The 12,329-nt window shown below is 71.9% G+C and carries 7 protein-coding genes and 1 pseudogene; 6 read left to right on the top strand and 2 right to left on the bottom strand.

Features of this window, described 5'->3' with window-relative positions; translation table 11 throughout:
- Positions 1-561: 561 nt before the first annotated feature.
- Positions 562-1,188, bottom strand: coding sequence for an NUDIX domain-containing protein (locus EEJ42_RS16510; RefSeq protein ID WP_123100685.1), 627 nt, complete (start codon positions 1,186-1,188; stop codon positions 562-564).
- Positions 1,189-1,275: 87 nt separating this feature from the next.
- The gene (locus EEJ42_RS16505; protein ID WP_123100684.1) at positions 1,276-2,931 is read right to left on the bottom strand and encodes a CTP synthase; all 1,656 of its coding nucleotides are present in this window, start codon (positions 2,929-2,931) and stop codon (positions 1,276-1,278) included.
- 551 nt (positions 2,932-3,482) lie between these two features.
- Between EEJ42_RS16505 and EEJ42_RS16500 the strand changes: the two genes are divergently transcribed.
- The 6 genes and pseudogenes from EEJ42_RS16500 to EEJ42_RS16475 form a co-directional block, all read left to right on the top strand.
- On the top strand, positions 3,483-5,282 hold the full coding sequence (locus EEJ42_RS16500; RefSeq protein ID WP_184503122.1) for a glycoside hydrolase family 15 protein: 1,800 nt from the start codon (positions 3,483-3,485) through the stop codon (positions 5,280-5,282).
- 112 nt (positions 5,283-5,394) lie between these two features.
- Positions 5,395-5,850 (top strand): hypothetical protein, encoded by a 456-nt coding sequence (locus tag EEJ42_RS16495; protein WP_425472916.1) that lies wholly within the window; start codon positions 5,395-5,397, stop codon positions 5,848-5,850.
- Entirely contained in the window at positions 5,847-6,515 is a 669-nt protein-coding gene (locus EEJ42_RS16490; protein ID WP_123100683.1) for a hypothetical protein, read from the top strand. Before EEJ42_RS16495 ends, EEJ42_RS16490 begins: the two co-directional genes overlap by 4 nt.
- A pseudogene (locus EEJ42_RS16485) lies at positions 6,515-10,915 on the top strand (putative T7SS-secreted protein); the annotation flags it as partial. The gene EEJ42_RS16490 and the pseudogene EEJ42_RS16485, both read left to right, overlap by 1 nt.
- Before the next feature lie 377 nt (positions 10,916-11,292).
- Entirely contained in the window at positions 11,293-11,562 is a 270-nt protein-coding gene (locus EEJ42_RS16480) for a hypothetical protein (protein WP_123100681.1), read from the top strand.
- Between the two features lie 57 nt (positions 11,563-11,619).
- A partial coding sequence (locus EEJ42_RS16475; protein WP_184503121.1) for a PucR family transcriptional regulator ligand-binding domain-containing protein occupies positions 11,620-12,329 on the top strand: 710 nt, incomplete at its 3' end.

The raw sequence follows: 12,329 nt of genomic DNA, 5'->3' as shown, positions 1-12,329 counted from the left end.
CCGGGACGCGAGCCCGGCGGGACCGGGCGGGAGCGCGGGCCCGCACAGGGCGAACAGCACGGGCCGGCGCTCGGGAGCGCGCACCGCACAGGCGCGCGACGCACGGCCCGGGACGCGGACCGACGGGAACGGAGCGGAAGGCGCCCCGAACCAGGGCGAGGCGCACGGCCCAGGGCCCTGGCCCCGCGGGGACAGGTCGGGGCGAACGGCACGTCCCAGCGCGCGGGCTCGACGGGAACGGAGCGAAAGCGCGGCCCCGCACAGGGCGAACGGCACGCCCCGGGACACGAGCCCGGTGGGGATGGACGGGAACGCGGGACCGGGCGGGGCACCCGGGATCCGGGCCCGGCGAGGACGAGGCGGAAGCGCACGCCCTAACAGGACGAGCGGCACGGCTGGGCACCCGAGCCCGGCCGGGACGTGGACCCGACGGGAACGGAGCGAAAGCGTGGCCCCGCACAGGGCGAACGGCGCGCCCCGGGACACGAGCCCGGTGGTGGGCGGACGGGAGCGCGCCCCGGACAGGGGCAAGCGGCGCGGCCCGGTCCCGGTCCGGTGGGGTTACGGCTCGAACGGGCGGGCCGGCCAGGGGGCTTCGGCTGGGCGCAGGGCGTCCACGCCGTCGCCCGTCAGGGCCGCGTGGAGGGCCAGGACGCCCACCGCGAGGCAGTTGTTGTGCAGGTCACCGGCCAGGACGGCGCGTACCAGCTCGTCCAGCGGGACCCGGGCCAGCTCCATGTCGGCCTCCTCCTCGGAGACCTCGAACCGCTCCCCGTCGGCCGCCGAGATCTCCCGCGCGAGGAAGACCCGTACGGCCTCGTCGCAGCCGCCGGGCGTGGTGTAGACGTCCGTCAGCACGCGCCAGTCCTCGGCCTTGACGTGCGCCTCCTCGTACAGCTCGCGCTGCGCGGCGCGGAGCGGGTTCTCGCCGGGGATGTCGAGGAGACCGGCCGGGATCTCCCAGAGCCGGTGGCGGACCGGGTGGCGGTACTGGCGCAGCACGATGACGCGGTCGGTGTCGTCGAGGGCCAGGACGGCCACGGAGCCGGGGTGGACCTGGTAGTCGCGCGTGACGGTGGTGCCGTCGGGCATGACGACCTCGTCGGTGCGCACGCTCGTCTTGTTGCCGGTGAACGGCGTGGCGGTGGCGACGGTCCGCCACTCCTCGGGGGTGTCCTGGATGCCCATTGCTCTGTCTCAGCGTCCTTTCCGCATGCGGTTGACCGGGGGCGGCGGGCCGCCCGGAGCGGCCGGCGCCCCCGTCAACCGTATCGGTCAGGCCCCGGCGGCCTTGTCCTGACCAGCGGTCTGTCGCTCGACTGCCGCCTTCACCAGGCCCGCGAAGAGCGGGTGCGGGCGGGTCGGCCGGGAGCGCAGCTCCGGGTGGGCCTGGGTGCCGACGAGGTAGGGGTGGACCTCGCGCGGGAACTCGACGTACTCGACCAGCTTGTTGTCGGGAGAGGTTCCGGAGAAGACCAGTCCGGCCTTCTTCTCCAGCTCACCGCGGTAGGAGTTGTTGACCTCGTAGCGGTGGCGGTGGCGCTCCTCGACGTACGGCTGGTCGTCGTAGACCTCGCGGACGATCGAGCCCTCGGCGAGCTTGGCCGGGTACATGCCCAGCCGCATGGTGCCGCCCATGTCGCCCTCGCCCGCGACGATGTCCAGCTGCTCGGCCATGGTGGAGATCACCGGGTCGGTGGCGGCCGGTTCGAATTCGGTGGAGTTGGCGCCGGAGATGCCCGCCAGGTTCCGCGCGGCCTCGATGACGATGCACTGGAGGCCGAGGCACAGGCCCAGCAGCGGGATCTTGTTCTCACGGGCGTAGGTGATCGCGCCGACCTTGCCGATGACGCCGCGGTCGCCGAAGCCGCCGGGGATGCAGACCGCGTCGCAGTCCTCCAGCTGCTGCCGGGCACCGGCGGCGGTCTTGCAGTCGTCGGACGTGACCCACTTGATCTTCACTCGGGCGTTGTTGGCGAACCCGCCCGCGCGCAGCGCCTCGGTGACGGACAGATAGGCGTCGGGCAGGTCGATGTACTTGCCGACGAGCGCGACCGTGACCTCGTGGTCGGGCTGGTGGACCCGCTTCAGCAGGTCGTCCCACTGGGTCCAGTCCACGTCGCGGAAGGGCAGGTCCAGCTTGCGGACGACATAGGCGTCCAGCCCCTCGGAGTGCAGCACCTTCGGGATGTCGTAGATCGACTTGGCGTCGATGGCGGCGACCACCGCGGCGTCGTCCACGTCGCACATCAGCGAGATCTTGCGCTTGATGGAGGTGGGGACCTCGCGGTCGGCGCGCAGCACGATGGCGTCCGGCTGGATACCGATGTTGCGCAGGGCGGCGACCGAGTGCTGGGTGGGCTTGGTCTTCAGCTCGCCGGACGGGCCGATGTACGGCAGCAGGGAGATGTGCACCACGAAGACGTTGTCCCGGCCGACCTCGTGGCGGACCTGGCGGACGGCCTCCAGGAACGGCAGCGACTCGATGTCGCCGACGGTGCCGCCGACCTCGGTGATGACGACGTCCACGTCGTCGGTGGCCATGCGCCGGATGCGGTGCTTGATCTCGTTGGTGATGTGCGGGATGACCTGCACCGTGTCGCCCAGGTACTCACCGCGCCGCTCCTTGGCGATCACGCTGGAGTAGACCTGGCCGGTGGTCACGTTGGCGGAGCCGTCGAGGTCGACGTCGAGGAACCGCTCGTAGTGGCCGATGTCCAGGTCGGTCTCGGCGCCGTCGTTGGTGACGAACACCTCACCGTGCTGGAACGGGTTCATGGTGCCCGGGTCGACGTTCAGGTACGGGTCGAGCTTCTGCATGGTGACCCGCAGACCCCGCGCCTTGAGCAGCGCACCGAGGCTGGAGGCGGTCAGGCCCTTGCCGAGTGAGGAAGCGACACCCCCGGTGACGAAGAGGTGCTTGGTCGTCATGGGCTTAGCGGCAATGGCCAAAAGGGGGCTCCCGTGGTCGCGTCGTGAGGGTGCGGTCCGGCTGCGGCCCCGCTGTCGCGGGGGTGCCGTCGCTGAGGTTCGGGGGTTTTGTGCCCGCCGCTCCACGGGCTACCAGGGTATCAGTGCCCCGGGGCGGCCGCTGGAGCCCGTCCGCGTGGCACGGCCCGCCGCACCTCCGCCGCACCGTACGCTGTCATGACAACAGAACGCGTATCGTCCGCACCTCGCGTCACCGAACTTTCGCCTCGCGTCACCTCGCGTATCGCGACAGACACCGCCCGTACGCGACCGCTCGACACGCACGGACACCCACCCGTGATCCCGCCACCCGATCGGCGGTCGTGACGCGAGCCACGATATGGACGGGCTCAAGCGGATCACTGTCCTGCGTCGTATCCTGCTCGGACGAAACGCTACGAGCCCCGGCACGGCACCACCAGCTCGCCCCCGGAACAAGAGCTCGTCCAATATTTCCGGAGACCGTAAGCACGCCCGCAGGGGCAATGCGGCCGTTCGAATAGGGGAAGCACGTGGCCGGGCGTATCGAGGACTACGCACTCATCGGGGATATGCAGACCGCCGCCCTCGTCTGCAAGGACGGGACGGTCGACTGGCTGTGCCTGCCGCGTTTCGACTCCCATGCCGTCTTCGCCGGTCTGCTCGGCACCGAGGAGCACGGGTTCTGGCGGCTGGGCCCCGCCCACGCCGGAAGCGAGCCGCCGGTCGCCGACCGCCGCCGCTACCGGGGCGACTCGCTCGTCCTGGAGTCGGAGTGGGACACCCCGCGCGGCACGGTCCGCGTGATCGACTTCATGCCGCCGCGGGACGGCGCCCCGCAGCTGGTGCGGATCGTCGAGGGGGTCAGCGGCCGGGTGCCGGTGCGCTCCAGCCTGCGGATGCGCTTCTCGTACGGCTGGGTCGTGCCGTGGGTGCACAGGGTGGACTCGCGGACGGTCGCCGTCGCCGGTCCCGACTCGGTGTGGCTGGACACCGAGGTCGACACCTTCGGCAAGGACCTCACCACCTACTCCGACTTCACGGTCGCCCCCGGCGAGCGGATCGCCTTCACCATCAGCTGGCAGCCCTCGCACAAGGAGCCGCCCGCCCTGCCCGAGCCTGAGGGCGCGCTGGAGGCGACCGAGGCGTTCTGGCGGGAGTGGGTCGAGCACTGCACGTACCACGGCCCCTACCGGGACGCGGTCGTCCGCTCGCTGATCACCCTCAAGGCGCTCACCTACGCCCCCACCGGGGGCATCGTCGCGGCGCCCACCACCTCGCTGCCCGAGGACATCGGCGGCGTACGGAACTGGGACTACCGCTTCACCTGGCTGCGGGACGCCGCGATCACCCTGTCCTCCCTGCTGCGCACCGGCTACCGCGAGGAGGCGCGCGCCTGGCGCGAATGGCTGCTGCGCGCGGTCGCGGGCGACCCGGAGAACCTCCAGATCATGTACGGCATCGCGGGTGAGCGCGAGCTGTCCGAGGCCGAGCTGACCTGGCTCCCCGGCTACGAGAACTCCCAGCCGGTCCGGGTCGGCAACGGCGCGGCGGGCCAGCTCCAGCTGGACGTCTACGGCGAGGTCACCGAGGCGCTGCACCTGGCCCATATGACGGGCCTGGCGCGCAACGACTACGCGAGCGTGCTCCAGCTCAAGCTGATCCGCTACCTGGAGGAGCACTGGGACGAGCCCGACGAGGGCATCTGGGAGGTGCGCGGCCCGCGCCGGCACTTCGTGCACTCCAAGGTGATGGCCTGGGTCGCCGTGGACCGCACCGTCAAGCTCATCGAATCGGGCGACGTGGACGGCCCGTTGGACCGCTGGCGGGATCTGCGCGACGAGATCCACCGGGACGTGTGCGAGAAGGGCTACGACGCCGAGCGCAACACCTTCACCCAGTCCTACGGCTCCAAGGAGCTGGACGCCTCGCTGCTGCTCATCCCGCAGATGGGCTTCCTGCCGCCGGACGACAAGCGGGTCATCGGCACCATCGAGGCGATCCAGCGCGAGCTGTCCACCTCCGACGGCTTCGTGATGCGCTACCCGACCGCGGGCGAGGACGCGGGCGTGGACGGCCTGGAGGGCGACGAAGGCGCCTTCCTCGCCTGCTCGTTCTGGCTCGCCGACGACCTGGCGATGATCGGCCGGGTGGACGAGGCCCGCAGGCTCTTCGAGAAGCTGCTCGCCCTCCGCAACGACCTGGGCCTGCTGGCCGAGGAGTGGGACGCGCACCTCCAGCGCCAGGTGGGCAACTTCCCCCAGGCGTTCAGCCACGTCCCGCTGATCGACACCGCCCTCCGCCTGACCGCCTCCGGCGCGTACGGCGGCTGACGCCACCGGCCGTACACGCCGACCCCACCGCCCGTCACGATGGCAAGCGTTGTGACGAGTGTGTGACGGCACCGGCGTTGTTTTGGCTTGATGCGGTCATGATGATGGCCGTATGTCTGAGTACGGGGGCGCGGCGGGCATGCCGCCGCGGAACAGCGCACGGGAGAATTCCGAAGCCGAGGCGCGAAGACGCGCGTTCGCGGAGCTGCTGGGTGAGTTCCGGCGTACGGCGGTGCTGGTGCCGCTGGGCGAGGAGCCCGGCCCGGACGGCGAGCGGGGGCTGCTGACCGCCGACTGGGGCGGCATCCGCTTCATCCTCGCGTTCTCGAACGAGCAGGCCCTGGCCCGTTACGCCCGGGCCCGCGACGCCTACCGCCGCGAGTGGGCGTATCAAACGGTCCTGGGCGCCCGGCTCCTCGACGTGGCGGTCCCGGCCGCCGGGGTGCCCTGCGGGGTCGCGCTGGACTGCGCGGACGGCGTGGACGGCATGGTCTTCCCGCCCGTGCGCGGCCTCGTGCCCGAAGCGGCGGCCGTCGACCGTGACGAGGACGAGGGGGATGCCGCATGACCGCCGCGGGTGACAAGGACCTCAAGACCGACGGCCTGGGCCTGATCGCCAAGGGGCTGACCGAGGCCCTGGCCGAGCTGAAGGAACTGGGCATGGTGGGCATGGCCGGGGCCGGTCGCGGCTTCGGGGACATCGCCCTGTCCGGCCTGGAGCTGGGCCACGAGGGGCTGACGGGTCAGTTCACCTCGTTCTGCGAGCGCTGGGAGTGGGGGGTGCGGTCGCTGATCAACGAGGGCAACGCGCTGGCCCGGAAGACCGGCCTGGCCGCGGGCACGTACTACGAGACGGAACAGTACGTCGAGGGCACCTTCAAGGTCGTCACCAACGCGGCCATCGGTAATCCGTACGCCTCCGAGGAGGAGGTCACCCAGCAGGGCTGGGGCGACATCGCCACCTCCGGAGCCTTCGGCGGCGCGGACTACAGCAAGGAGTCCTTCGACCAGGCCATGGCCAACAGCGCGCAGGGCTGGAAGGACGCCGGCCGGGACGTGATGACCTCCCACACGGTCGGACCGGTGGGCCTGAACCCCGAGAACCTGCACGGTGCGCTCGGGGTCTCCGACGCCGAGTACGACCGGATGCTCGACGACACCTTCGGCCCCTCCCCCGAGGCCCGCGCCCGGGCCGCCGGACAGCAGCAGGCGAACGAGGGCGGTGAGGGCTGATGGGCCTCTTCGGAGACATCGGCGACGGCCTCAAGAGCGGGGTCAACAAGGGCCTGAGCATCGGTGAGGACCTCATCGACGAGGGCAAGAAGCAGCTCGGCGAGGGCATCGACTACGCCACCGACAGGGTCGGCGACGGGCTCGACTACGTCGGGCTGGAGGGCGCGGCGGACGCCGTGGAGGACTGGGGCGACGAGGTCGCCTCCGACCTGGGCGCCACCCCCGGCGAACAGCAGCTCGGCGAGACCGAGGAGGCAGGCGAACTCGTCCACGGCAACCCCGGCAAGATCCGGGAGAGCGCCAAGCACCTCAAGGACTTCCACACCGCCTTCGACAAGGTCGTCCAGGGCATGCGGAAGGTCGACTCGGGCGGCTGGAAGGGCGAGGGCGGCGAGGGCTTCCGCGAGGAGTTCGGCCTCCACCCCACCAAGTGGGCGCAGGCGGCGGAGGCGTGCGAGACGGCCGGCGGCGCCCTGGACGCGTACGCCGACACCGTCGCCTGGGCCCAGGGGCAGGCGCAGGACGCCATCGACCTGTACAAGAAGGGCAGGAAGTCCTCGGAAGACGCCGTGAAGGCGTACAACGAGAAGGCCGACGCGTACAACGCCAAACTCAAGGCGAACGAGGACCCGGGCCCGAAGCCCGCCCCCTTCCAGGACCCCGGCAAGGCCGACGTCGCGTCCGCCCGCAGCAAGCTCGCCGAGGCCCGCAAGCAGCGCAACAGCGCGGCCTCCGACGCCCAGAAGAAGGTCGAGTCCGCGCTCGCCCACGCCCCGGCCGAGCCCCCGCCGCTGGACCGCCTGGGCAACAACCTGGTCGACGGCTACGAGGCCGCGAACATGGAGCTCACCCATGTCGTCGGCGGCGCCCTCAAGGGCACCGCGGGGCTGCTCAACTTCGCCCGCGGCCTCAACCCCACCGATCCGTACAACCTCACCCACCCCGCCGCGTACATGCAGAACGTCTCCACGACGCTCTCCGGCCTCGTCTCCACCGCCGCCCACCCCGAACGCATCGTCACCGCCGCCGTCGACGGCTTCAAGAAGGACCCGTCCGAGTTCGTGGGCCGCCTCATCCCCGAACTCATCGGCACCAAGGGCGCGGGACTCGCCCGCGGCGGACTGCGCCTCGGGCTCAAGGAGGGCGCCGAGAGCGCGGCGCGCACGACGCTCCGCGATGCCGAACGCGGCGCGGGGACCCACGGGCCGAACCAGGTCGCCCGCGAGCAGCACGCGGTGGAGAGCAACGGTTCCGACCCGATCGACATGGCGACGGGCCGGATGTACCTGCCGCAGACCGACATCTCGCTGCCCGGCACGCTGCCCCTGGTCTTCACCCGCCGCGTCGAGTCCGGCTACCGGCTGGGCCGGTGGTTCGGGCCGTCCTGGGCCTCCACCGTCGACCAGCGGCTGGAGATCGACGCCGAGGGCGTCCTCTTCGTCACCGAGGACGGCCTGCTGCTCAACTACCCCCACCCCGCCCCCGGCGTCGCCGTCCTGCCGAGCCACGGCCCGCGCCGGCCGCTCGACCGCACCGACGGCGGCTACGTCGTCACCGACCCGGGCACGGGCCGCGTATGGCACTTCGCCGACCGGGGCGAACAGCTCGCCGTCCTGGAGCAGATCGACGACCGCAACGGCAACTGGCTCACCTTCGAGTACGACCGGGACGGCGCCCCCACCGCGATCGTCTCCAGCGGCGGTCACCACCTCACCCTCACCACCGACCGGGGCCGGATCACGGCGCTCCATCTGGCGGGCGCGGCACCGGACGGCACCGACCAGGAGGTGAAGCGGTACGGCTACGGCGAGACCGGCCACCTCACCGAGGTGGTCAACTCCTCGGGCCGGGCCCTCCGGTTCGGCTACGACGACCGGGGCCGCGTCACCTCCTGGACCGACACCAACGGGCGCTCGTACAGCTACGCCTACGACGACCGGGACCGCTGCGTCGCGGAGGGCGGCGGCGCGGGCCACATGACGCTCCGCCTGACGTACGACACCGTCGACGAGGCGACCGGCCACCGGGTCACCGAGACCACCACCGGTACGGGCCACACCCGCCGCTTCCTCGTCAACGCCGCCCACCAGGTGGTCGCCGAGACCGATCCCCTCGGCCACACCACCCACTACACCTGGGACCGCCACAACCGCCTGCTCACCCGGACCGATCCGCTCGGCCACACCACCGCCTACCGCTACGACGAGAGCGGCAACGCGGTGGCCGTCACCCGGCCCGACGGCCGCGAGACCACGATCCGCCACAGCGATCTGGGCCTGCCCGTCCAAGTCAAGGGGCCCGACGGCACCACCGTCCGCCACGGCTACGACGAGCGCGGCAACCGCACCTCGTCCACCGATCCGGCCGGACGGACCACCCGCTTCGCCTACGACGAGGCGGGCCGTCTCACCGCGGTCACCGATCCGCTGGGCCACACGACCACGGTGCGCTGCGACCGCGCCGGGCTCCCCGTCGAGGTCACCGACCCGCTCGGCGCGACCACCCGCTACACGCGCGACGCCTTCGGCCGCCTCATCACCGTCACCGACCCGACCGGCGCCACCACCCGGCTGGAGTGGACCGTCGAGGGCAGGCTCGCCCGCCGCGTCCACCCCGACGGCGCCACCGAGACCTGGACCTGGGACGGCGAGGGCAACTGCACCAGCCACACCGACCGGATCGGCGGCGTCACCCGCTTCGAGTACTCCGACTTCGACCTGCTCACCGCCCGCACCACCCCCGACGGCGCGCGCTACCGGTTCCTCCACGACGAGGAACTACGCCTCACCCAGGTCACCAACCCACAGGGCCTGACGTGGCGTTACGACTACGACCCGGCGGGGCGCCTGACCTCCGAGACGGACTTCGACGACCGCACCCTCACCTACCGGCACGACCCGGCGGGCCGTGTCACCTCCCGCACCGACGCGCTGGGGCAGACGACCGCGTACGACCGCAACGCGCTCGGCCAGATCACCCGCAAGGACGCCGACGGCCGGATCACCACCTACGCCTACGACCTCACCGACCAGCTCGCCGAGGCCACCAGCCCCGACGGCATCACCCTCACCCTGCTCCGCGACCGCCACGGCAGGCTGCGCTCGGAGACCGTCGACGGCCGCGTCCTCACGTACCGCTACGACGAGCTGGGCCGCCGCACCGGCCGCACCACACCGACCGGCGCGACCACCACCTGGAGCTACGACGCCGCCGGGTACTGCACCGGCATGACCGCCTCCGGCCGCGCCCTGGACTTCACCTACGACGCCGCGGGCCGCGAGCTGACCCGCCGCGTCGGCGGCGGCCTCACTCTCAGCCACACCTTCGACCCGCTCGGGCGCCTCACCGCCCAGACCGTCACCGGCCCGTCCGGCGACCGCGTCCGGCACCGCGGCTACACCTACCGCGCCGACGGCAACCTCACCGCCGTGGACGACCCCCTCCACGGGCCGCGGCACCTCGACCTCGACGTGACCGGCCGGGTCACCGCCGTCCACGCGGCCGGATGGACCGAGACCTACGCCTACGACGAGGCGGGCAACCAGACCGCCGCTTCCTGGCCCGCGGGCCACCCCGGTCACGAGGCCACCGGCGAGCGCCGTTACGAGGGCACGCGCATCACCCGTGCGGGCGGGGCCCGCTACGAGCACGACGGGCTCGGCCGCATCACCCTGCGGCAGAAGACCCGGCTGTCCCGCAAGCCCGATACCTGGCGCTACGCCTGGGACGCCGAGGACCGCCTCACCTCCGTCACCACCCCCGACGGCACCCGCTGGCGCTACCTGNCCGTCACCACCCCCGACGGCACCCGCTGGCGCTACCTGTACGACCCGCTGGGCCGCCGCACCGCCAAGCTCCGCCTCGCCGACGACGGCACCACGGTCGCCGAACGGGTCGACTTCACCTGGGACGGCACCACGCTGTGCGAGCAGACCACCACGGCGCGGCGGCTGCCGCACCCGGTCACCCTCACTTGGGACCACCAGGACCTGCGGCCCATCGCCCAGACCGAACGCATCCTCGGAGGCTCCCCGCTCGACGGCGCCCAGCTCGACGGCTCCCAGGAAGAGATCGACTCCCGCTTCTTCGCCATCGTCACCGACCTCGTCGGCACCCCCACCGAGCTGGTCGACGAGCACGGCGACGTCGCCTGGCACACCCGCGCCACCCTCTGGGGCGCCACCGCCTGGGCCGCGGCGAGCACCGCGTACACCCCGCTGCGCTTCCCGGGCCAGTACGCCGACCCCGAAACCGGCCTCCATTACAACTACTTCCGCCACTACGATCCCGAAACGGCCCGCTATCTCACCCCGGACCCGCTCGGACTCACCCCCGCGCCGAATCCGTCCACCTATGTGGCCAACCCGCTCGCCTGGACGGACCACTTGGGGCTGGCGCCGGATTACATCCCGATTTACCGCACCCCGAAGGGGGCCCATGCGGAATACGAGCTGGCGCACGGCCCGAATCCGGCCAACCACCAGCCCGGCGTGGACATCGGCGGAGGCATCATCTCCGACGGGAAGATCTACTTCGGCGAACGGGCGGTTGCCGCGGAGTATGCTGGACCGACGGGAGTGAACTTCGCCAAGGGCATGGTCAAATACGACATGCATCCCTCGTTCCTGGAAGAGTTCGGTCAGCACGCCAAGATTCACGATTACAACGGCCCCAATGGGGCGGCGCGCCTGGAATTCGAGATCCCGGTGGAGAAGCTCGACAGGTTCAATGAGCTGACCCAAGGGCGCAGTTGGGTATCTATTTTCGGAGGACCGAAGTGACATTTCGCAATCACCAGGAGCTGGATGTGACGGTGGTCGCGGTGGCTCCCGTGGGCGCGAAGGTCGAAGTGCACGAGGGGGGCGGCGCCACCGGGTTCATCGACCAGGTGAAGCACCCCTCCTGGTGGGACGAGAGCGTCGCACCGGCCCGGGTCGGCGACCAGATGCACGTCGTCGTCCTGGATGCCTCCCGCGAACCGCCCCGGTTCAGCGCGCTGGAGCGGGACATCGACATCGCGCGGCGGCTGCGGGGCGCCGGGCAGTGAGGGGCTCGCGGGCACAGCCCGGGCACCTCTGAGCGCAATCGACAAAGCCGGAACCGGATGGACACACAAGGAACGATCACCGTGGCGCGGGCGCTGGACCTGCCCGCCTTGCGCCGTGGGCTCCCCGAGGTGGTGACCGGGGGCGAGCTGCTGGACCGGCCGGTGCGCTGGGTGCACGCGGGTGAGGCGCCGAACATCGCCGCCCTGCTCAAGGGCGGCGAGCTGCTGCTGACCACCGGTCTCGGCGTCGGCCCCCGCCCCGCCGAGCAGCGCGCCTTCGTCCGGCGGCTGGCCGAGCGGGGGATCGCGGCGCTGGTGGTGGAGCTGGGGCCGCGGTTCCGTACGCTCCCGGTGGCCGTGGTCGACGCGGCGCGCTCGTGCGGGCTGCCGCTGGTGCAGCTGCATCGCGAGGTGCCGTTCGTGGCAGTCACCGAGGAGATCCACACCGAGATCGTCAACGAGCACTACGCCCTGCTCCAGCAGGCCGACGTCGTGCACCGCCAGGGCACCGAGGTGCTGCTGCGAGGCGGCGGGGTGCCGGAGATCCTGCGGAACTTCGCGGAGTTCGCGGGCAATCCGGTGTTCCTGGAGACCCCCGACGGCCGGCTGCTGTACGCGGCCGGGCCCGCGGGCGTACGCCCCGGCGCCACCGATCCGCTCCAGGCGTGGGAGGGGCTGCGGGCCCGCCGCGCGGACGGGCCGGACCGGCGGCCGTCCGAGCCGACGGCGGGCAGTGTACTGGCCGACGTGCCGGGCGGCGGGCAGGG

Source organism: Streptomyces botrytidirepellens (assembly GCF_003721215.1).
GTDB classification, from domain to species: domain Bacteria; phylum Actinomycetota; class Actinomycetes; order Streptomycetales; family Streptomycetaceae; genus Streptomyces; species Streptomyces himastatinicus.
Note: the sequence above shows the minus strand (reverse complement) of the source record. Positions and strands in the feature narration are given on the sequence as shown.